This is a genomic window from Kibdelosporangium aridum (genome assembly GCF_900176515.1).
In the GTDB taxonomy this organism is placed as follows: Bacteria; Actinomycetota; Actinomycetes; order Mycobacteriales; family Pseudonocardiaceae; genus Kibdelosporangium; species Kibdelosporangium aridum.
Genome location: NZ_FWXV01000005.1, coordinates 639,565 through 660,783 on the forward strand (window position 1 = coordinate 639,565; position 21,219 = coordinate 660,783).

Annotated in this window: 17 protein-coding genes and 1 riboswitch; of the genes, 7 read left to right on the plus strand and 10 right to left on the minus strand. The window is 65.4% G+C overall.

Annotated features, from left to right (window positions below; all coding sequences use genetic code 11):
- Window positions 1-6 precede the first annotated feature (6 nt).
- Window positions 7-399, plus strand: coding sequence for a cold-shock protein (locus B9C43_RS30290; protein WP_033381804.1), 393 nt, complete (start codon window positions 7-9; stop codon window positions 397-399).
- A 39-nt stretch (window positions 400-438) separates the two neighbouring features.
- Here B9C43_RS30290 and B9C43_RS30295 read toward each other — a convergent pair whose 3' ends face one another.
- A complete protein-coding gene (locus B9C43_RS30295) occupies window positions 439-801 on the minus strand; it encodes a DUF1304 domain-containing protein (protein WP_033381805.1) in 363 nt (120 codons plus the stop codon).
- A 186-nt stretch (window positions 802-987) separates the two neighbouring features.
- Complete coding sequence (locus tag B9C43_RS30300) at window positions 988-1,287, minus strand: hypothetical protein (RefSeq protein WP_084430310.1); 300 nt, start codon at window positions 1,285-1,287, stop codon at window positions 988-990.
- Between the two features lie 222 nt (window positions 1,288-1,509).
- On the opposite strand from B9C43_RS30300, the gene B9C43_RS30305 reads away from it, so the two are divergent.
- Window positions 1,510-2,535, plus strand: coding sequence for a winged helix-turn-helix domain-containing protein (locus B9C43_RS30305; RefSeq protein ID WP_084430311.1), 1,026 nt, complete (start codon window positions 1,510-1,512; stop codon window positions 2,533-2,535).
- Here B9C43_RS30305 and B9C43_RS30310 read toward each other — a convergent pair.
- Window positions 2,427-3,116 carry a helix-turn-helix transcriptional regulator gene (locus tag B9C43_RS30310; protein ID WP_143446687.1) on the minus strand — a complete coding sequence of 230 codons (690 nt, stop codon included), beginning with the start codon at window positions 3,114-3,116 and terminating at the stop codon, window positions 2,427-2,429. The two genes, B9C43_RS30305 and B9C43_RS30310, sit on opposite strands and share 109 nt — an antisense overlap.
- Before the next feature lie 380 nt (window positions 3,117-3,496).
- On the opposite strand from B9C43_RS30310, the gene B9C43_RS30315 reads away from it, so the two are divergent.
- Window positions 3,497-6,334 carry an AfsR/SARP family transcriptional regulator gene (locus tag B9C43_RS30315; protein WP_084430313.1) on the plus strand — a complete coding sequence of 946 codons (2,838 nt, stop codon included), beginning with the start codon at window positions 3,497-3,499 and terminating at the stop codon, window positions 6,332-6,334.
- A 254-nt stretch (window positions 6,335-6,588) separates the two neighbouring features.
- Here B9C43_RS30315 and dacB read toward each other — a convergent pair whose 3' ends face one another.
- Entirely contained in the window at window positions 6,589-8,118 is a 1,530-nt protein-coding gene (gene dacB, locus B9C43_RS30320; RefSeq protein ID WP_084430314.1) for a D-alanyl-D-alanine carboxypeptidase/D-alanyl-D-alanine endopeptidase, read from the minus strand.
- Between the two features lie 333 nt (window positions 8,119-8,451).
- Between dacB and B9C43_RS30325 the strand changes: the two genes are divergently transcribed.
- Genes B9C43_RS30325 through B9C43_RS30335 form a run of 3 tightly spaced genes read left to right on the plus strand, consistent with a single transcriptional unit; the run spans window position 8,452 to window position 12,234 of the window.
- A complete protein-coding gene (locus tag B9C43_RS30325; protein WP_235038918.1) occupies window positions 8,452-10,014 on the plus strand; it encodes a discoidin domain-containing protein in 1,563 nt (520 codons plus the stop codon).
- 13 nt (window positions 10,015-10,027) lie between these two features.
- Window positions 10,028-11,248 carry an MFS transporter gene (locus B9C43_RS30330; RefSeq protein ID WP_084430315.1) on the plus strand — a complete coding sequence of 407 codons (1,221 nt, stop codon included), beginning with the start codon at window positions 10,028-10,030 and terminating at the stop codon, window positions 11,246-11,248.
- Window positions 11,245-12,234: a TolB-like translocation protein gene (locus B9C43_RS30335; protein WP_084430316.1), complete on the plus strand. Its 990-nt coding sequence runs from the start codon at window positions 11,245-11,247 to the stop codon at window positions 12,232-12,234. The genes B9C43_RS30330 and B9C43_RS30335 overlap by 4 nt, the downstream gene beginning before the upstream one ends.
- A gap of 60 nt (window positions 12,235-12,294) precedes the next feature.
- Here B9C43_RS30335 and B9C43_RS30340 read toward each other — a convergent pair whose 3' ends face one another.
- The 6 genes from B9C43_RS30340 to B9C43_RS30365 all read right to left on the minus strand — a co-directional run bounded on the left by B9C43_RS30340 (window position 12,295) and on the right by B9C43_RS30365 (window position 18,530).
- Entirely contained in the window at window positions 12,295-13,152 is an 858-nt protein-coding gene (locus tag B9C43_RS30340; protein ID WP_160096780.1) for a peptidoglycan recognition protein family protein, read from the minus strand.
- A 136-nt stretch (window positions 13,153-13,288) separates the two neighbouring features.
- Window positions 13,289-14,272, minus strand: coding sequence for a hydroxyacid dehydrogenase (locus B9C43_RS30345; protein WP_235038919.1), 984 nt, complete (start codon window positions 14,270-14,272; stop codon window positions 13,289-13,291).
- Entirely contained in the window at window positions 14,269-15,105 is an 837-nt protein-coding gene (locus B9C43_RS30350) for a carbohydrate ABC transporter permease (protein WP_084430319.1), read from the minus strand. The genes B9C43_RS30345 and B9C43_RS30350 overlap by 4 nt, the downstream gene beginning before the upstream one ends.
- The gene (locus B9C43_RS30355; RefSeq protein ID WP_235038920.1) at window positions 15,102-16,013 is read right to left on the minus strand and encodes a carbohydrate ABC transporter permease; all 912 of its coding nucleotides are present in this window, start codon (window positions 16,011-16,013) and stop codon (window positions 15,102-15,104) included. The genes B9C43_RS30350 and B9C43_RS30355 overlap by 4 nt, the downstream gene beginning before the upstream one ends.
- A 49-nt stretch (window positions 16,014-16,062) precedes the next feature.
- Complete coding sequence (locus B9C43_RS30360) at window positions 16,063-17,385, minus strand: ABC transporter substrate-binding protein (protein ID WP_235038921.1); 1,323 nt, start codon at window positions 17,383-17,385, stop codon at window positions 16,063-16,065.
- A gap of 68 nt (window positions 17,386-17,453) precedes the next feature.
- Entirely contained in the window at window positions 17,454-18,530 is a 1,077-nt protein-coding gene (locus B9C43_RS30365) for a substrate-binding domain-containing protein (RefSeq protein ID WP_084430322.1), read from the minus strand.
- Window positions 18,531-18,599: 69 nt separating this feature from the next.
- A riboswitch (cobalamin riboswitch) is annotated at window positions 18,600-18,803 on the plus strand.
- A gap of 95 nt (window positions 18,804-18,898) precedes the next feature.
- On the opposite strand from B9C43_RS30365, the gene metE reads away from it, so the two are divergent.
- Entirely contained in the window at window positions 18,899-21,157 is a 2,259-nt protein-coding gene (gene metE, locus B9C43_RS30370) for a 5-methyltetrahydropteroyltriglutamate--homocysteine S-methyltransferase (RefSeq protein ID WP_084430323.1), read from the plus strand.
- The last annotated feature ends 62 nt before the right edge of the window (window positions 21,158-21,219 follow it).

The following is a 21,219-nucleotide window of genomic DNA, read 5'->3' on the forward strand; positions in this document are numbered from 1 at the left end:
TGCGTTGTGATTTCTGGCAAGGTGCTGCGGTTCGACGATGTTCGTGGATACGGCTTCATCGCCCCGGACGACGGCGGCGAGGACGTTTTCATGCACGCCAACGACCTGCGTGACGAGAAGTTCCTCTTCACGCCGGGCACGGCGGTGGAGTTCGAAGTCGTCGAAGGAGACCGGGGCCTGAAGGCCTCGTCGGTCAAGATCCTCGAGCGCGGCCAGGCCAGAGCGACCTCGAGCCAGGACGACGAGGTGATGTGCGACGTCCTGTCGCCCCGCGAGCTGATGCAGGAGCTGACCGAGGCGTTGCTCGAATCAGCGCCGACGCTGACCGCGGCCCAGATCGTCCAGGTGCGACAGCGGATCGCCAAACTCGCGCACGCCCACGGCTGGCTGGAAAGCTGAAACCGCTGAGCGGTTGCCGGGGATGACCATCCACGAGCGTTACCTGGCGAGCAGGACCAGAACCAGGCCGATGGTGGCCGGAACTGTTTGCACGAAAAGGATCCGCTTGCTTGAGGTGGCCGCGCCGTACAGGCCGGCGATCATCACACAGATCAGGAAGAACACCGCGAACTGCAAGCCGGTGGTGCCGCCCGCGATCAGCGCCCACACCAGTCCGGCGGCGATGAAACCGTTGTACAGGCCCTGATTCGCGCCGAGGACCGCTGTCTGCTTGGCGAACTCCGGCGTGAGGCCGAAGGCCTTCTGGCCACGCGGTGTTGTCCACAGGAACATCTCCAGCACCAGGATGTAGGCGTGGATCGCGGCGACGATGCCGATCACGATGTTCGCGGCCACCTGCACGGTGTCCTCCCAAGAAGCGCGCCAAGTACCGGAGATGCTCTCCGGATCGGCCGAATCGTACCGTCTGGCACTGCGGCTGGCCTGGCGAGATCCTCCTACTGCATCCAGGACTACGAACACGATAGATTATATACGTGACGAAAATGCGAAAACCGGCCCGGGATGCGACAGGCGTCTACATGCGACTCACTTGTACGAGTAGGTGAACCAGTTCCGCACCGCGGTCACTGCTTCATCGGTCAGGCCGGGGTGGTTGGCGGCGAGCCATGCGTCGACTTGATCGGCCACGTCGGTGAGGGACGCGTAGTTCCACAGCGAAGGGTTGGCGGTGTGCATGGCGTTGAGCAGCGCTTTGATCCGGGGGAGCAGGTCGAAGCCCGCGTCACCGACGGCCTCGACGACGTAGTGCTCGGGCGATTTGTCCCTGAGCCGTCCCGGTTCGCCGACGTACGCGATCAGCCCCGCGCTGAAGACCTCATCCACCATCTGGTCATTCTGCCGTGAAGTCCATTGTGGAACGCGCAAGGGGTCGTGCGACGCTGTTACCGTCCCATGGCACCACCGTTGTGGTTCCTGATCGGCCGGCCGAATGCCAGGCGCAGTATCCGCTGAGCGCCAGCAAAGTTGGCGGTGAACGGCTATTCGCCCGCCATGGCGCGTGGCTAGCATCGGGTGAGCGGAACTGGGGCTGCTACACCGGGGGACGACTTGCTGCGCATCCATTTCACCGCGGCCGACCTGATGCGGATCCGGATCAGAACCGAGCCGGATCCGTTGTGGGAGGTGCTGCTCAGCTTGCACGTGCTGCAAACCGGGCACGGCGCGGTGGTGTTCGACGGGTGGCGCAGGGACGTGCGGCGGGTGCTGCGGCCGTCGGTGAGCCTGTTGACCGCACTCGCTCCACCGCAGGGTTTCTCGCCGGACTTCCTTACGCCCGATTGCGACAGCGCCGACATCGACCCTGGTCTTGATTGTCTGCTCGGCACGTCACGGCACGAACTGCGGACGGACGTCGACAAGCTCGCGGCGGAAACTCCGGTGCCGGCATGGGCATCACTACTGGCAGACGGTGATCTCGTTGTGCTGCAGGAGATCGCGACGGCGATCAAGGCGTACTACGCGACCGCGTTGCAGCCGTACTGGCCAAGCATCCGCACGCATATCCGGGCCGATCGGGACCGTCGCGCGGATCTGGCGACCGACCGCGGATTCGAGAACCTGCTCGCGACGCTGCACCCGGCCATGCGGTGGCGCGCACCCGTGCTCGAAGTCGACTACCCGGTGGATCAGGACTTGCACCTGGACGGCCGTGGCCTGGTGTTGATCCCGTCGTTCTTCTGCTGGCGCAAACCGATCAAGACGGCCGATCCGACACGGACACCTGTCCTCGTCTACCCGGTCGAACGGGATCTGGACTGGGCATCCGGGCGTGACGGCGACAGCGTCGGATCGCCGCGCCAGGAATCCTTGACCGCGTTGCTGGGCCGTACCAGAGCGACAGTGCTCAAGGCCATTGCGGACACGCCGCTGCAGAACACGTCCGCACTGGCCAAGTCGGCAGGAATATCACTGTCCGGCGCCTCGCAGCACGTCACGGTGCTACGAGACGCCGGACTAGTGGTGACTCACCGGCACAACGGTGCGGCAGTGCACAAGCTGTCCCCGCGTGGCGCCGTGTTGTTGGGCGACGGGTGGGGGACGGCACGCAAAGTTTGGACCGGCGAATGCCCGTAGGTCTTGCGGTACAGGCCAGCGAACCTCCCGAGGTGCGCGAACCCCCAGCGGCTCGCTACGTCGGCCACGGTTCCTTCGGCCTGTCCTGCGGCGATCGCCTTCAGGTCGTCGTGCGCGCGCTTGAGCCGTACTCGTTGCAAGTGCTCGAGCGGGCTCATGCCCAGATAGGTCCGGAACATGCGCTGCAACGAACGCACACTCATGCGTGCGGCGAGGGCGATGTCCGCGGTGGTGATGGGATCACCAGCGTGGTCCGCGCAGAAGTCGACCGCGCGGCGCACCGGGTCGGGCATCGCGTTGGCCTGGCCGAGCAGCGCTTCCGGGTGGCTGTCCAGCAACCCGTGGATGAGGACTTGCTCGAAGTGTGCGGCCGCCATGGGCGACTGCTTGAAGAGGTTGGCGGCCGCGCCGTCGCCCAGCGCGGACGCGGTGGCCAGCCATGCCTGACCGACCGAGTCGTGGACGCGTGGATCCTGGCTGATTCTCCGCTTTCCGATGGCGTCGGCCACGGCGGCCCGGCTCACCCGCAACGTGATCCCATACAGCTGTACTTCCAGATCGTCTGGCTGTATCCCAGTCATGGACACCCCCCGGCAATTCGAGGAACAGCCCCAGTTGAATCGTCCTATCGTCGGTTGACGGCTGTCCCTCGTGGACTTTTGCTCGCTGATAGTGACCAACGGCGTTTTCACGTCGGCAACAGCTTGGTTTCAGCGGTTGAGGTCGCCTGTAACCCGTCTGGTCAGCGAGGTGGGCAGCCCGCCACGGGCTAAGTGCGCCTGGTGCGGCATGCGCGCGAGGATTTGGTCATAAAGAAAGTGCCCCGCTCGCCGCCACCGGCTGAGAAACACCTGGAAGAGGGACGTTTGAACGACTTTCACTGATCGGAACTTGCGTGGACAGCCATGGGTTGGCACGTCAGAATGGCGCCGATGTCCAAGCCGACGACGCGCCTCGCGCCATGACCGAAACCGTCCGTTTCGGTGTCCTAGGTCCGTTGCGCGTCTGGCAGGGGCAGCAGGAACTTGATCTCGGTCCGCCGCAGCAGCGGTTGATCCTCGCCGTGCTGCTGGTCCGGCCCGGCGAGGTGGTTGGTGCGGACGATCTCGTCGACGCTTTGTGGGAGAGCGCTGCCCCGGCGAGCGCGAAGAACCTGATCCACCGGTACGTCGGAGCGCTGCGCAGGGTGCTTGAGCCGGATCTGCCGCCGCGTGCGGCTGGGCGATGGCTGGTGCGCCAGGGCTCCGGGTACGTGCTGCGGGTGGACGGGGACAGCGCGGACATCGTGGCCTTTCGTGACCTGGTGAACCGGGCACGGAGCGAAAGCGACGCCGTGGCGATGTCGTCATACGTCGAGGCGTTCCAGCTGTGGCGTGGTCTGTGCGGCGAGGGCCTGGCGTTGACTGCGCAGGCCAAGGAGCTGTTCACGTCGATCAACAACGAGTTCGCGGTGGCTGCCGACGCCATGGGCGAGGTGGCGCTGCGGTGCGGCCGGGCCGAGGATGCGTTGCCGATCCTGCGCACGATCACGGCACGCTTCCCGCTCAACGAACGGATCCAGGCCCGGTTGATGCTCGTGCTGGCCGCGACCGGCCAGCAGGCGGAAGCGCTGGAGGTTTACCGGACGACGACCGCGCGTCTGGCCGATGAATTGGGTATCGACCCCGGTCCGGAACTGCGGGCGGCGCACGCCCAGGTCTCGCATGCCGAACAGCCCGCGGGGCAGCCCGCCGCGGCGTCGATCGCCCGGCCGGCGCAGCTGCCGATGGACTTGTCCACGTTCGGTGGCAGGCGCGCAGAGCTGGATCACTTGCGGCACTTGCTGGATTCGGGCGATCCGCCGGTGACGATCATCGCGATCGACGGTATGCCCGGCGCCGGCAAGACGACCACGGCTGTGCACCTGGCGCACGAGGTCGTCGACCGGTATCCGGACGGTCAGCTGTACGTGAACTTGCGTGGCTTCGACCCGAGCGGCCTCGCTGTGCCGCCGACCGCCGCGTTGCTGAGTTTCCTGGCCGCACTGGGAGTTCACGGCGACCGGGTGCCGCCTGATCTCGCGACGCAGTCCGCGCTGTACCGCACGTGCCTGGCGGGCAAGCGAATGCTTGTGGTGCTGGACAACGCGCGTGACCGCGAGCAGGTGTTGCCGTTGCTGCCCGGTTCGCCGAGCTGTCTGGTCATTGTGACCAGTCGCAACCGGATGACCGGCCTGGTCGCCATGGAAGGCGCCCGACCGTACACATTGGATGCGGTGTCGGCATCCGAAGCACGGGAGATCCTCGCTTTGCGTCTCGGCGCCCGCAGCGACGAGCAGCACGAAGCGGTCGACCGGATCGTGGAAGTCTGCAGTGGACTTCCCCTCGCGCTCGCCATGGTCGCCGCCAGAGCCGCGACGTACCCGGACCTGCCGCTGACCGCGATCGCCGACGAACTGCGCACGGGCCACGGCAACCTCGACGCGCTCAGCCACGACGAAACCCGCGGTGTGCGCGCGGTGTTCTCCTGGTCTTACGAGGCTTTGCGGCCTCAGGCGGCGTTGTTGTTCCGGTTGTTGTCGTGGCATTGGGGGCCGGATATCTCGGCGCACGCGTGCGCCAGCCTGCTGGGGGTGCCGGTGCGCGAGGCACAGACGGCGCTCGTGGAGTTGAACCGCACCCGCCTGGTGACCGAACACGTGCCAGGGCGGTTCCTGATGCACGACTTGGTTCGCGCGTACGCGATGGAACTCAGCACCGAGTTGGACGCACCGGATGTTCGCGAGCAGGCAGCGCACCGGATGTTCGACTACTACTTGCATTCGACGTACGCGGCCAACCGGCCGCTGATGCCGCATAGGGAAGTGCCGCTCACGCCGTTGACACCGGGTGTCACGCCGGAGACCCTGTTCGACGACGGGACCGCGATCCAGTGGCTGGCCGCGGAGTACCACGTCGTGTTGATGGCCATCGGGCAGGCGATCGAACGCGGGAAAGCGGACTACGCGTGGCGGCTCGCCTGGGCGATCCAGCTTTACCAGCACTACATGGGATTCCTGCGCGACTGGGCGCTCACCGCACAGGTCACATTGGAAGCAACCCGCGCCGCGGGAGATCTGCGCGGACAAGTGTTCACCGAGCGAAGTCTGGCAGGCGCGTACTTCATGCTCGGCGACGGAAAGGCATCGCTGCAGCACCTGTACAACACCCTGGACCTGATCAACGCGGGCGGCTGGGCCGACGAGGAAAGTGCTTACGTCGAACGAAACATCGGCGAAGTCATGATCACGGGCACGGTGGACCTGCAGCCGGACTACGAGGCTGCGATCTCGCACTTCGAGCGCGCGCACAAGTACTACACGAAGATGAACCACATGCAGGGTGTCGCGTACACGCTCGAAGGCCAGGCTGTCGCGTACATGCGGACCGGCGACCCGGAACGCAGCATCGACCTGCTCAACCAGGCGCTACCGCTGCATCGTCAGCTCAACGACCGCACTGGCGAGGGGTACGCGTATGCGCGGCTGGCGGACACGTACCTGCAGCTCGGTCGGTTGGATGAGGCCGAGGCTTGGCTGGACAAGGCGATTGACCTGCACACCAAGAGCCAGCACCGGTTGATGGAGATCGACAACTTGGTGCTGCTCGGGGACATCCGGACAGCGCAGAACGATGCGGAAGGTGCTCGGCAGGCTTGGCGACAGGCGCTCGAGGTGGCTGAGCGGTTCGGGGCTTTGACGACCGTGGTGGAGCTGCGGACGAGGTTGGGGGAGTCCGAGGGGTCCACGGCGGATGCGGGTGAGCCGGGGGATCCGGGGTAGTGCGGCCGTCGGCCCCCCGGTTTCCAGTGTAGTGGTGGGTGGGGACAGTTTTGGCGTGCGGAAGATCCGTAGCGGCGGGTTGTTCACAGGCCCTGTTGGGGGGCTTCGGAGCGGCGGGTTTGCCCACAGGCCAGATGCTGTGGTGTGGCTTGTTTTCCATGGGGTTAGCGGGGTGGCGGGTGCCCACAGGCCAGGCGCTGCGGCCTGGCCTGTTCCCACGGGCAACTAACTTCTGTCCGGGCCGCGCCGCTCTCTTAGCAGGCTTTGACCCAGCTGCATTCGACGTTGGTCGGCAGGTCTGGGAACGTCATGCTCTGCCGTGCGGTGGTCGGCTCGCTGGTCTCATCTGCGCGGTACTGCGCCAGCCGGACGCCGACCAGGTCCTCGATTCGCTTGGCTGAGCCGATGAAGTTGTTGCTCAGCATCGAGAAGACCAGTGGTTGGCCGTCCGCTGACGTCACGTATCCGGACAGGCCGCTGATCCCGGTCAGCGTTCCGGTCTTCCCGCGTAGGTTGTTCGCAGCCGCCGTACCCTGCATTCGGCTGCGGAGTGTTCCTCCGACCAGTTTGTCGGACATGCCCGCGATTGGCAGGGAGTTGTACCACGTGGCGAACCACGGTTTGCCGCGCACGGTCCGGAGCATCGAGGTCAGTTGGTCCGGGGCGATCTGGTTGAAGCGGGACAGGCCCGAGCCGTCGGCCAGGTATGTCTGTCCCTCGATGCCCAGGCCGCTCAGCCGCTGGCCCATCGCGGTGAGGCCCGCGTTCCAGGTTCCCGTGCCGGACACCGCTCGGCCTGCGCTCTTGACCAGGATTTCGGCGTGCATGTTGTTGCTCAGCTTCATGAAGGGCACCAACAACTCCGACAGCGGCATCGACTTGTGCTCGGCGACGACCTTCGCGTCCGAAGGGGTCGTCACGCCGGTGACCGTCGGGCCGGCTACCTGGACCCCGCGCTTCTGCAACAAGTCACGGAACACGCCCGCCACGTACCCTGTCGGCTCCTTGACCGTGGTCAGCTTCTGCACCGCCGGTGCCTGTTGCGAGATGAATCCGCTGACCCGCACCACGTTCGAGCCGTGCTTGCGTTCCACCGCGATGGTGTTGGGCAGGCCTGGGCCGCGGGTGATGGTGGCGTTCTCGATGGTCACGTGGGTGGTGGGCGGATCCATCGAGACGACGGCCGCCTTGCCGGGAGCGCCTGGCATGATCGACACGAACGCGGTTCCGGCGTCGTAGTCGCTGTTCGGGGACATCGTCAGGGCCGAAGTCTCGGCACTGTAGTAATAGGGCTCGTCGTCCCAGGCCCATCCGGTGCCCAGGCGGGTCGCGTCGAACCAGGTGTCGTCGGCGATCAGCTTGCCGGCCACCGTGGTGATGCCGCTGGCGGCCACCTTGGCGGCCAGGTCGTCGAGGTTCGCCAGCAGCACCGTCGGGTCACCGGTGCCCTTGAGGTACAGGTCGCTGCCCTGCGTCAGTACGGATGTGGTGAAGCGGTGGTTCGGGCCGAGGATCTCCAGTGCCGTGGCCGAGGTCAGCAGTTTCATGTTCGACGCCGGCTGGCGGCGAGCGGTGCCTTCGCTGGTGTACAGCACCTCACCGGTGTCGGCCTTGCGGACGACCAGGCCGACGCTCGCGCCGCGCAGGCTGGGGTCGTGCACGAGGGTGTTGAGGTCCGTCACGAGCTTGCTGTCTGCGTCTGCCGATCCTGATGCCGGTAAACCGGCCAGTACCACGGCGGCCACTGCCACTCCGCACCCGACAAGTAAGCGTCTCCGAGCCATCGGCACTCCCCAGTAAAGGTTGGATCTCTGGCCTCCCCAGCCTACTGACGAGGACCTTGCACCCCGGGTTTGATGACAGCTGAACGACACTGCTCCGCAAATAGTCGACAGCCCTGAACGGACGCCCGAACCGTCCTTGACGCCAGGGTAGGAAGCCAGGTCATGGGGGTGAATGTTCCGATGTATGGGTTGACACTGTCGTTCACTCGCCGTTAACCTCGCGTTCGTTAGGAAAGTTCCTTAACAAAGTCCCTCTGACGTCCCGGCTTCTCACTGCTCGTGCCGCCGCCAAGCGCCGGTCCTGTCGACCCTGCCAGTCGAGGAGTGTGTTCTGTGACCCGACCTGTCCTGCCCCGCGCCATCGCCGTTGGCGCGGTCCTCGTCCTTGTCTGCCAACCGGTTGTTTCCGCGAACGCGGCGGAGAACCTGTTGTCCTACAACAAACCAACCACCACATCGTCCATTGAGAACGCCAGTTTTGCCGGAAACTACGCGGTGGACGGGAATGCCGCGACCCGCTGGGCGAGCGCGGAAGGCTCCGATCCGGAGTGGATCAGCGTGGATCTTGGTGGTCCCGCCGCCATCACCAAGGTAAAACTGTCGTGGGAGGCTGCTTACGCAAGCGAATACAGAATTCAGACCTCTTCGGACGGTTCGTCGTGGAGCGACGTGAAGTCCGTAACCGGTTCCGACGGCACGGTCGACGAGCACGCCGGGCTTAGCGTCGCCGGTCGTTACGTCCGGATATACGGCACGAAACGCGGCACGCCGTACGGTTATTCGTTGTGGGAACTGGAGGTCTACGGGTCCCGGACCGGCGGAGGCGACGTCGATCCGCCGACTGCGCCATCCGGTCTGCGGGTCACCTCGTCCACTTCGGACTCCGTCGCGCTCGCCTGGGACCCGGCCAGCGACAACGTCGGCGTAACCGGTTACGAGATCCTGCGCAACGGCAACGTGGTCGGCACCGCCACCACGACGACGTTCACCGACTCGGGCCTCGCGTCCGGAACCAGTTTCACCTACACCGTCAGGGCACGCGACGCGGCGGGCAATCTCTCCGCAGCCAGTGCTCCGATCCAGGGCGCGACCCAGCCAGGCAGTTCGACGGGCACCGTCCTCGTGGTCGCCGGCGATATCGCCAAGCCGGAGCTGCCCGGCGAGCACACCAAGACCGCCGCGCTGATCGCCGGGATCAAGCCGAGTTACGTCCTGACCGTGGGCGACAACCAGTACGACAACGGCACGATCTCCGAGTTCCGCTCGTACTACGACAAGACCTGGGGCAGGTTCAAGAGCATCACCAAGCCGACGCCCGGCAACCACGAGTGGTACGACAAGCTCAAAGGGTACAAGGCGTACTTCGGCTCCATCGCGACCCCGCAAGGCAAGCCGTACTACAGCTACGACATCGGCGACTTCCACTTCGTCGCGTTGGACTCCGACCCGTTGACCGACGGCATCACCGGCGAGCAATTGACCTGGCTGCGGCAGGACCTCGCCCGTAACCAGAAAGCCTGTGTGGTCGGCTACTGGCACCACCCGAGGTTCAACTCCGGCAAGTACGGCGACGACAAGACCATCGCTCCCTTCTGGAACGAGCTGCTCAAGGTCCGTGCCGACGTCGTCTTCAGTGGACACGACCACCACTACGAGCGGATCAAGCCGCTGAACTCCAGCGGGCGCGTCGACGAGGCCAACGGACTGCGCTCGGCGATCGTCGGTATCGGCGGCGACAGCCTGTACACGCAGATCAAGCCGCGCGAAGGGGTGGAGAAGTCCTTCGCCAAGCACGGCGTGATGAAGCTTGTCCTGAACGGCAAGTCCTACTCGTGGGAGATCATCGGCACGGACGGGACCACCTTGGACAAGGCCGGCCCATACACCTGCAGGTAGGGGAGACGGGCTCGTGTACATCGCCTCAGCGCGGGATACCGAGTCCCTAGGTGCCAAAGGTCATGACAGTGGCAGGATCGTCTCGGCCAACGTGATCGCGCTGGGCGCGGTCAGCCTGGTCACGGACATCTCCTCGGAGATGGTCACGGCGATCCTGCCACTGTACCTGGTGCTGGGACTGGGTTTCTCGCCACTGCAGTTCGGCATACTGGACGGCCTCTACTCCGGCGTGACGGCGTTCGTCCGGGTCATCGGCGGCACCTTCGCCGACCGGTGGCAGCGCCGGAAGCTGATGGCCGGCATCGGTTACGGCATCTCGGCAGTGGCCAAGCTCGGTCTGATGGGCGCAGGAGGTTCGGCGTCCACTTTGGGCATGGTGCTGGCGGCCGACCGGACCGGCAAGGGGCTGCGGACCGCCCCGAGGGACGCGTTGATCTCGTTGAGCAGCACACCGGACACTCTGGGCCGAGCGTTCGGTGTGCACCGGGCCATGGACACCATCGGGGCGTTGCTCGGTCCCCTGGTCGCGTTCGTTCTGCTGTGGACAGTGGCTGGTGGATACGATGTTGTGTTCGTCGTCAGCTTCTGCTTCGCCGTTCTCGGTGTTCTGCTCCTGGTGTTGTTCGTTCATGACCACAGTGGACCGGTCAAGCAGCGGATCTCGCTGCGTGTGGCGTTCGGGTTGTTGCGGGACAACGATTTCCGTCGAGCGTGTTTCTGGGCGGTAGTACTGGGACTGGTGACTGTAGGTGACTCGTTCGTCTATCTGTTGCTGCAAAGCAGACTGGACATCGAACCGGCCTACTTCGCGATGTCGCCCCTCGGCACGGCCGCGGTCTATCTGACGTTGGCCGTGCCCGTGGGTCGGATCGCGGATCGGCTCGGCCGCTGGAAGCTGTTCCTGATCGGGCACGTCCTGCTGTTGTGCGGGTACGTGGCATTGATCGGTGCGGTGGACGGGGTCTTCCTGCTCTGCGTGACTCTATTGGCACACGGTGCTTTCTACGCGTGTACTGATGGAGTGCTGATGGCTGCGGCGTCTCCATTGGTGCCGTCGGAGCTACGCACGAGCGGGATGGCGCTGCTGCAAACCGGCCAGGCCGTGGCGAAGATGATCTCGGCAGTGCTCTTCGGACTGGCGTGGACAGTCTGGGGAATGCAGGCCGCGGTGATCACGGCGGCCGTGGCGTTCGGCTCTGTAGTCGCTTTGGCGTGCCTGCGGGGGAAGCGATGAGACTCAAACTGTCCATTGCGTTGGTTGCAGTGGCGTTGCTGGCTGGCATCGCCCTGGTCTACATCCAGCAGGCCAAGGCCACTGATCCACGCAGTCAGCCCGTGGACGTGTCCGTTGTGGTGGATCAAGGTGCGATTGTGCTGACCGACCCTGGAAGGCTGTTGTTCCGCAACGAGGCGCCAGGTCCTGATTACGGCAAGGTCGCATCGGTGTCGTTGTCCGATCCACAAGGACCGCGCCGGATCAGCCAGCTGCGGTGCGAACGCTTCTACACCAGTGCTGGACAGGGGCTCTGCCTCGCCGACACGCCAGGGCCGTTGCCCAGCGCCACCCTGGTGACGCTGGAATCGACCATGACGGAGGTGAAGCGCGTCGAAGTGGCTGGAACTCCCAACCGCGCCAAGCTTTCGGCAGACGGCCGGTTCGCGTCGTGGACGACGTTCGTCACCGGCGATTCGTACGCCAGGACCGGCACGTTCTCGACCCGCACCGGAATCATGGCGCCCGAGGAGATCGACACCAACATCGAAGACATCCCACTGCGAATAGGTGGCCGGACGCATCGCGCCGAAGACGTCAACTTCTGGGGCGTCACCTTCGCCGCGGACGGCAGAACCTTCTACGCGACCGTGTCCACCGGCGGGCAAACTCACCTGGTGAAAGGAGATCTCGAAGCGTGGCACGCCGAAGCGTTGCGGGAGAACGTGGAATGCCCGTCGCTGTCACCGGACGGCACCCGGATCGCGTTCAAGAAACGCATTGCCCAGGATGGCGCACGGCCATGGCGTGAACATGTCCTCGATCTGGCCACAATGACCGAGACCGCATTGTCGGAAACGCGGAGTGTGGATGATCAAGTGACCTGGCTGGACAATTCCACAGTCGCGTACAGTCTGCCCGATGGGGAGATTTGGTCGGCCTCAGCGGACGGTTCGGGAGTGCCCCGATTGCTGGTACGCCACGGATCTTCGCCATCGGTCAGCTGAGCGGTAGTGGTTCTGACAAAAGGCCCCATCCTCGCGGATGGGGCCCTCAGTGCGGCAGTGTCAGGACTCTTTGCCGAAGCGGCCTTCCAGCGTCGTGTAGAGACGTCGGGCAGCGTCCTCGGACAGTCCGTTGAGCAACATTTTCGCCTGGTCTTCGGTGAGGTCGACCTGGGTCGGGTTTTCGCCGATCGCGGCGAGCAGGGTGGCCTGGTCGGTGCTCAGGCTGCCCGCGATCGAATCCAGTTTGGCGTTGGCAACGGCCGTGTTGTTGGCCGCCTGCCACGCCGCGTGGTTCGTCCACATCAGCCAGTCGCGCGCCTGGACCGTCGTGACTGTGCCGTCTGGGGCGGTGAACGTGAGGTTCTCAGTCCAGGACAAGTCGTCCTCCTCGCTAATCTCGGTGATCGGTGGCCCAGCCGCAAGCGAGTTGATCAACCCGATGGCCGCGTACGCGTGATTGCCCGGGCAGCCGGTGGCTTTCACGTCCCGGTGCCCGCCGTTGAGCCGGGCGTGCCGGATCCAGCCGCGGCGCTGGCCTTCCTGCAGCAGCCACGCGGCCGCTTGGATCTGTGCGTTGGTAGGGCGCTGGACGTCGTAGTTGCCGACGAAGCAGATTGCCCGGGCTTTCGAGTTGCGGCCGCCGGTGTGCGAGCCGAGCCGGTTGGCCGAGTGGCCCTCGAAGATCAGTCCGGCCGGTGTGATCGGCCAGGTATAGGAAATTCCGCGGCCGAACCGCTGTTCACCGATGGCTTCCAAGGTCCGGATCGCCGCGTAGTCGTCGTCGAACGGCGGCAGCACATCGGGCGCGATCGTAACCGAATGGTGTAACCACATCTCGGACGCGGGCAGCGGAGCAGACCCGCCACCGTTGTCGTGTCTTGCTCCCCATTCACCGCGGAGAATGACGCGCGGTGCCATGCCCATAAGCTCACCTCGACCTGTTGGTTCCCCACTTCGGGCGTGCTTTGAAGCGCCGATTGAAGAACAAGTATCCGACGGATACCCGGTGCACTTCATCAGAAGTACCCCATTCGGCCGAACCTGTCGAGGGCAGTCAGGCCAATTGGCCGAGCCGTTCGCGCAACACCGAATAACCGAAAGGTTGCCCGTTCGCATATCGACGCACTTCGTCGACGGCCAGCGCGGCGAGGCGCTGCCATTCGTTTCCTTGCGAACCAGCGAGATGCGGCGTGATGAGGATGTTGTCGCGCTCCCACAACGGATGGTCCGGCGGCAGGACGTCTGGATCGGTCACGTCCAGTATCGCCCGGATATGACCGGCGTCCAGCAGTGCTTCCTGATCGACCACGGCGCCTCGGGCAGTGTTGATCAGCACGGCGTCCTTGCGCATCGAGAAGATCAACGAACGGCTTACCAGGCCACGGGTTTCGGGCAGCAGCGGAGTGTGGATGCTGACGACATCACTGCTGCTGAACAACTCCTCGATGCTGACGCCGGTGACACCGAGTCCGGCGGCGTCGGTGACATAAGGATCGTGCAGGAGTACCTGGAAATCGAAGGGACGCAACAGGTCGATCACCCGTCGGCCGATCGTGGACGCCGACAGGATTCCGACAGTGCGCCGATAGTTTCCAATGGACTGCGGCGTGGCCAGCCAGTCGTCACGCACGCGGGTGGTGCGCAGGTCATGGGCACGTTCCAGAACCCGTTTGCCGGACAACAAGATCATCGCGAGGGTGTACTCCGCGACCGGCAACGCGTTGGCCGAAGCCGCTGAGGACACCACGATTCCACGGTCCCAGCACGCCTTGGTCACGTGCCCGCGAATCGACCCGGCGGTGTGCACGATCGCGCGCAGCAGAGGCGCGTCGGCCAGCACGGCCTCGTCGATCGGCGGGCATCCCCATCCGGTGACCAGGACCTCCACGTCCCGCAGGAGGTCTTGGGCCTCGGTGAAATCGGTGATGAGGCCAGGCACGAGGTCGCAGACCTCACGCAGTGCGGTCAGCGCGTCGGGGGTGAGCACCGCGGCGGCCGCGTCGGGCTCCATCGCCAACGCCGTACGAGGAAGTCTCACTTGACGGCTCCCGCGGTCAGACCGGATCTCCAGAACCTCTGCAGCAGGGCGAAAGCGACGATCAACGGGATGATCGCCAGCAAGGATCCGGTGATCACCACCGGGTAGTACTCCGGCGACACGGTGGCTTGGCTGTTCCACTGGAACAGACCGAGGCTGACCGGGTAGAGCTTCTGCTCCGACAGCATCACCATCGGCAGGAAGAAGTTGTTCCAGATGGCGGTGAGCTGGAAAAGGAAGATCGTGACGAGCCCGGGGGCGAGCATCCGCAACGAGACCCTGGCGTACACCTTCAGCTCACCCGCGCCGTCCATCCTGGCGGCCTCAAGCACTTCGTTGGGCACGTAGCCCTGGCTGAACACACGTCCCAAGTAGACGCCGAACGGGTTGAACAACACCGGGACGAACACCGCCCAGAAGGTGTTGACCAGACCGGTCTCGGCCGCCATCAGGTACAGCGGCAGCGCGAGCACGGTCTGCGGCACCATCACGGCGGCGAGCACAAGGCCGAAAAGCTTTTCCTTGTGCCGGAACTGGTATTTGTCGAATGCATACCCGCAGGCGACGCTGATCATGGCGGCTGCCGCGGCACCGAGTACGGCGTAGAGCAGGCTGTTGACGTACCAGCGGCCGTAGATCCCGCCGTCGATGGTGAACACGTTGCTGAGGTTGTCGATCAGGGAGAAGTCCTTGAGCGAGAACAGATCACTGTTGAACAGCGCGTCGGTGTTCTTCGTCGCGGCGAGCACGAGCCAGAGCACCGGCAGCAAGGTGTAAAGCACCGCGATGCCGACGACGGCGTTGGCCGTCGTCCGGCCGAGCAGGCGGTTCATTGGGCCTCCTGCCGGTTGGTCCAGCGAGTGACGAAGTACGACAGGGCGATCGTGAAGGCCAGCAGCACCACCGCGGCCGCGGCGGACATGCTGTAGTTGTTGCGGGTGAACGCGGCGTCGAAGATGTACATGTTCGGCGTGTACCGGGAGTTGATCGCCGGTGTGGCCTGGTTCAGCAGGACAGGTTCGGTGAACAACTGCAACGACCAGACCAACGTGAACATCACGACCGTGACGATTGACGCCCGGATCATCGGCGTCTTCACCCACACCGCTGTGCGGACCGGTCCGGCACCGTCCACCACGGACGCCTCGACCACCTCGTTCGGAATGGCCTTGAGCGCGGCGTAGAAGATCACCATGTTGTAGCCGAGGTTGCTCCACAACGCGATGTTCACAATGGACGGCAGGACCGCGTTCAGCCCGAGGAAGTCGATGGTGATGTCGGCCTTGGCGAACAGGTCGATGATCGGGCTCAAGCCAGGGGTGTACAGGTACAGCCAGATGAGGGCCGCGATGATACCGGGAACCGCGTGCGGCAGGAACAACGACAGCTGCGCCCAGCGGGTCAGCTTGGCCATCCCGGAGTCGAGCAACAGCGCGAGCGCGAGCGCGCCGGCCACCATCAGCGAGATGTAGATCACGCAGTACAACACCACGACCGACAGTCCATTGAGGAATGTGGGGTCGGACAGCACAGCCGCGTAACTACGCAGTCCGATGAAGACGGTCTGCTCGGGCCCGAAACCCAGACCGGGCTCGTCCTGGCTGAACAGGCTCAGCCAGAGTGCGGTGCCCAACGGGATCAGGAAGATCAGGGTGAACAGCGCGAAGAACGGCGCCATCAGCACCGCACAGGCGATCTTCTCGCGCCGCCGGGTCTTGGTCTTGGTCTCGCCTGTCCCCATTGGTTCGGCTGTCCGAGGCGGGGATGCTGTCAACGTCATGGCTCGCCTCTCAGCTGCTGTGTTCCGATGTGGACAGGCCAAGGGCCTTCAGGTCGGGCATGGTGCCGCTTTGCCCGTGACGCAAGGCTTCGATGATGGTGCCGCCCGCGCTCATCCGCGCGAAACCGTCGTTCACCACCCGTTGGGTCGCGGACATCCGCGGTCCCCAGATCCAGCCGTCCCTGATCTTCTTGGCCTCCTCGTCGAACAGCCGGTAGATGTCCTGCCCGCCGTAGTAGGCACGGTCGAACGACTCACTACCGACCGGGATCAACGCGGGCGACGAGGGAAACGCGCTGCTGGTGCCGCTGGTGAGCCGGGCTCGCAACGAATCGGGCTGGGTGACTTGCCACTCGATGAACTCCATCGCGGCTTCCGCGTGCCGGCTGTCCTTGCTGATCGCGAACGTGGAACCGCCTTGCGTGCCGACGACCGCGTCAGCGGGGTCCCACTGCGGCAGCGGAGCGATGGCCCATTGGCCCTTCTGCTTCGGCCGGGCTCTCATCTGCGCGCCCGCTTCCCACGCACCGGAGAATCGAACGAGGAGAAGGCTGTTGCCGATCTGCGCGTCGTATTGCTTGCCCGCGCTGGGGTTCACCCAGACCAGGTCGTCGTCGACCAGCTTCTGCCAGTACTCGGCGATCCGCCGGGACGGAGCGTCCGTCATGGACACGTTCCAGACGCCCTTGGAGATGTCGAACCACTGGCCACCCGCCTGCCAGGCGAAGGCGGCGACGTTGTACGCCCCGTCTGTCGCGAAAACCGCGGCCCGCTTGTCCGGGGCCTTGTCGCGCACTTTGCGGGCGAGACCCGCGAACTCGTCCCATGTGCGCGGCACGGTCAGCCCGTACTGGTCGAACAGGTCCTTGCGGTAGTGCATGACCATCGGTTCGATGTCGAACGGCACCGCGAAGGTCTTGCTGTCGAACGTGGCGAGCCGCCACGCCTGCGGCACGATCTGGTTGCGCAGCCGGTCGCTCATCAGCCCGGTGATGTCGGTCGCGACGCCGTCGATCGCGAACCCCGGCAGCTGCATGTATTCGATCGTGCAGACGTCCGGCGCGTTGCCCGCGCGAGCGGCGTTGCTGAGTTTGGCGTATCCGCCTTGGTCGCCGCCGGGGATCTGCTGGAAGATCACTTTGATCTTGTTCTGACTGCGGTTGAACGCGTCGACGACGGGCTGGCTGCCCCGCAGTGCCGACCAGAACGTGATCTGAACGGGCCCGCCCGAGGACTGTGTCGCGGCAGGCGCGCAGGCACCGGCGAACGGTGCGGCTATGGCCCCTGCCAGCAGGGAACGGCGACTCACCACAGGCTGACCCAATAAAGGCACCGATGCCTCCTCGTGTCGAGACACCGCCATCCTGATCGGCTGAGCGATAAACGGTCAATAGTGCCGAGCTAATCGGTCAAACGATCAGTCGAGCCGCGAACCTTCAGCTCCGGCATCAACTCGATGCGCCTCGGCCGTCCCCAGCCCGGTTTGCTCAGCCGTTCGAGCAGCAGCTCAGCGGCCACGCGGCCGACCTCGGCCTTCGGCGGGGCGACCGCGGTGAGCGGCGTGCTGCCCAACGCGGCGACCACATCGTCGTACGCCACGACCGAGCAGTCCTGCGGCACCCGGACACCGGCCTCGGCCAGTTGCTGGACCAGCATCAACGCGTCTTCGTCGCCGTGCATGACCGCCGCCGTCGCCTTGTGTTCACGCAGGACTGTGGCGAAATCCGGTGGCTGATCGGTCGGGTCGATACCGGCGCCGCGACCGCTGAGCACCACGACCGCGTCCTCGATCTCCGGACGATCGGCCACGATCTGAGCGAACGCGGCACGCACGGTCCGCGCGGTCGGGCTGTCGTAGCGCGCGGCCAGCACGATCCGCCGATGGCCAAGCCCGACCAGGTGCTCAACCGCGAGGTAGACGCCGTACCAGTGGTCCGAACACACCGAATCGACGGCGTGCAGCAAGCTGCCGGTCGACGGCCGCCGTTCCATGATCACCATCGGCACGTCGACGTTCGCCAGCCAGGTCCCCGCGGCTTCCTGCTCCTCGGCGGTCCGCCACCGCGGTGCGATCAGCAGGCCTTGGGGGTTGTCCGCCAGCGCTCGTTCGACCAGCGACTGCTCGACTCCGGCGTCTTTCGGCGCGATGTGCAGCACGACCCGCATCCCGGCTTCCTCGAGCGTGGACCGGGCGCCGTGCAGGGTCTCGTAGAGGTACGTGTGCCGCTCGGGAACCATGAGTGCGATCGCTCGGTCGTTGTCGGGCATGGGGTCCGCGGGAGCCTCGACGGGCACGATCGAACGGGCGACGCCGTGGCCACGGCGCAACTTGCCAGCGCGGGCGAGTTCCTCCACGTCACGGCGGGCCGTGACGATCGAGACTTCCAGCTCTTCGGCCAGGTCGCTCACGCGAGCGGCGCCACGGGAGCTGACCATCGCGAGGATGCGCTGCCTTCGGACGTCGCCAGGTTGCCGCATGATCCATCCTGTTCGTTTGATCGCTTGACCGGATCATATCGATCGCTCTGCTGGGAAGCGAGCCTCGGCTAAGCTCGCAGTGCTGGTGGTTCGCCGTGCCCCCGTGGTGTGGCGAGGCAAGAGGGAACCCGGTGCGAATCCGGGACTGCCCCGCAGCGGTGAGCGGGAACGACCGCCGTCATCAAGCACTGGGCGAGAGCCTGGGAAGCGACGGCCAGTAGGACCAGTTGGATGCCCGCGAGTCCGAAGACCTGCCACCGGTACACGCACCGCCGGTGCGTGTGGTCCGGAGCCTCTCGGGCGGGCTCACGCGACGCTTCTTTTCGCGTGCGCTGCCCGTGGGCTCACGAGCTCGCGAGGAGAGAGCTGTGTCCCTCATTGGGTCGACGGTGCTGGGGTATCCGCGGATTGGTCCGCGGCGGGAACTCAAGCGCGCGTTGGAGAAATACTGGGCCGGTGACCTGGAGGCGTCCGCGCTGCGCGGCGTCGCACGAGACCTGCGGGTCTCGACGTGGGCCGAACTGGCCGCCAGCGGCCTGGATTCGGTGCCGTGCAACACCTTTTCGTACTACGACCAGGTGCTGGACACCGCCATGCTGGTCGACGCGATCCCGCAGCGGTATCGCGATCTCGGACTGACCGGACTGGACACGTACTTCGCGATGGCCCGCGGCCGCGACAGCGTCGGCGCGCTGGAGCTGACGAAGTGGTTCGACACCAACTACCACTACCTGGTGCCGGAACTCGGCCCGGACACGAAGTTCGCGTTGACCGGCGACAAGCCCGTCGCCGAATACCTCGAGGCGAAGTCGCTGGGCGTGGACACCCGTCCGGTGCTGCTCGGCCCGGTCACGTTCTTGCTGCTGTCCAAAGGCGAGGGACGGCTGGACCTGCTGGACGCGTTGCTGGAGTGCTACGCCGAACTGCTCGGCCTGCTGGCCGGAGCGGGCGCGGCGTGGGTGCAGCTGGACGAGCCCGCGTTCGTCGCGGACCGCACGCACGAGGAACTGGAAGCACTGCGCCGGGCGTACGACAAGCTGGCGAGCCTCCCGCAGCGGCCGAAACTGTTGGTGGCCGGTTATTTCGGTGATTTCGGCCCGGCGTTGCCCATCCTCGCGAACACCGTGGTGGACGGCGTCGCCGTCGACCTGGTCGCTGGACGCGAGGCGGTGGATCGGATTCCCGCCGTCCTCGGGCTGCGGACGAAAACCGTGGTCGCCGGAGTGGTGGACGGCCGCAACATCTGGCGCACGGACCTCAGCGCGGCCGCCTCGATCTGCGCCCAGCTCATGGGATCAGTCGGTGAGCTCGCGGTCTCGACATCATGTTCGCTGCTGCACGTGCCCTACGACCTGTCCGCCGAGAAGTCCCTGGACCCGGACCTGGCCGCACGGCTGGCGTTCGCCCGTCAGAAGGTCGACGAGGTCGTGGTGCTGGGCAAGGCGTTGAAACGCAACGATCCCGCGCTGGTGAAGGAACTCGTCGCCGCGGGCGAAGCGGTGCGCAAGGGCGTCGAACAGGCCAGGCGGGACGACCGGGTCCGGGCTGAGATCGCGGCCCTGCGCCCGGAACACCGGCGACGCGCGCCCTACGCCGAACGCGCCGAGATCCAGAACGAACGCTTGAACCTGCCGCCGCTGGCGACCACCACGATCGGATCCTTCCCACAGACCGGGGAAGTCCGCAAGGCCAGGGCGGATCTGCGCGCCGGACGGCTGGACGAAGCGGGGTACGCCGAGCGGATGCGGGCCGAGATCAAGCGCGTGATCCGGACCCAGGAGGACATCGGCCTGGATGTCCTGGTGCACGGCGAACCAGAACGCAACGACATGGTCCAGTACTTCGGCGAACACTTGGACGGCTTCGCGTTCACCGACAACGGCTGGGTGCACTCGTACGGATCGCGATGCGTGCGGCCACCGATCCTGCACGGTGACGTGTCCCGCCCGGCGCCCATGACGGTCGCGTGGAGCACATACGCGCAATCGCTGACAACCAAGCCAGTCAAGGGAATGCTGACCGGCCCGGTGACGATCCTGGCGTGGTCGTTCGTGCGCGACGATCAACCCCTTGACGTGACAGCCGACCAGGTCGCGCTGGCATTGCGCGAGGAGATCGAAGACCTCGAGGCGGCCGGGATCAGCATCATCCAGGTGGACGAGCCGGCGTTGCGGGAACTGTTGCCGTTGCGCGCCGACGCCCGCAAGGAGTACCTGGACTGGGCCATCGGAGCCTTCCGACTGGCCACATCCGGTGCCACCGCGGCGACCCAGATCCACACGCACCTGTGCTACTCGGAGTTCGGTGACGTGATCGAAGCGATCGACGGGCTCGAAGCCGACGTCACCACCATCGAGGCCGCGCGGTCCAAGATGGAAGTGCTCGAAGATCTCGCCGCCGTCGGATACAGCCGAGGCGTCGGCCCGGGCGTGTATGACATCCACTCGCCCCGCGTGCCAAGCGCCGAGGAGATGACCGAACTCCTGCACGCCGCTGTGCGTGCGGTTCCTGCGAAACGCGTATGGGCAAACCCGGACTGTGGCTTGAAGACGCGTGGCTATGGGGAGGTTGAACCCGCATTGCGCAACTTGGTCGCCGCTGCGCGTCAAGTCCGCGCGCAACTGTGACGAATGCGTGGTGGGGTGGTTCATTCGCGCCACCCTGCCACGCTATTCTCGCCACCCTGTGC

What these genes read in the sequence shown, in the direction of transcription:
- B9C43_RS30365 (WP_084430322.1), bottom strand. Translation starts at nt 18,530, where the DNA reads ATGCGGCAACCTGGCGACGTCCGAAGGCAGCGCATCCTCGCGATGGTC.
- B9C43_RS30350 (WP_084430319.1), bottom strand. Translation starts at nt 15,105, where the DNA reads ATGAACCGCCTGCTCGGCCGGACGACGGCCAACGCCGTCGTCGGCATC.
- B9C43_RS30340 (WP_160096780.1), bottom strand. Translation starts at nt 13,152, where the DNA reads ATGGCACCGCGCGTCATTCTCCGCGGTGAATGGGGAGCAAGACACGAC.
- dacB (WP_084430314.1), bottom strand. Translation starts at nt 8,118, where the DNA reads ATGGCTCGGAGACGCTTACTTGTCGGGTGCGGAGTGGCAGTGGCCGCC.
- B9C43_RS30315 (WP_084430313.1), top strand. Translation starts at nt 3,497, where the DNA reads ATGACCGAAACCGTCCGTTTCGGTGTCCTAGGTCCGTTGCGCGTCTGG.
- B9C43_RS30335 (WP_084430316.1), top strand. Translation starts at nt 11,245, where the DNA reads ATGAGACTCAAACTGTCCATTGCGTTGGTTGCAGTGGCGTTGCTGGCT.
- B9C43_RS30355 (WP_235038920.1), bottom strand. Translation starts at nt 16,013, where the DNA reads ATGGGGACAGGCGAGACCAAGACCAAGACCCGGCGGCGCGAGAAGATC.
- B9C43_RS30300 (WP_084430310.1), bottom strand. Translation starts at nt 1,287, where the DNA reads ATGGTGGATGAGGTCTTCAGCGCGGGGCTGATCGCGTACGTCGGCGAA.
- B9C43_RS30310 (WP_143446687.1), bottom strand. Translation starts at nt 3,116, where the DNA reads ATGACTGGGATACAGCCAGACGATCTGGAAGTACAGCTGTATGGGATC.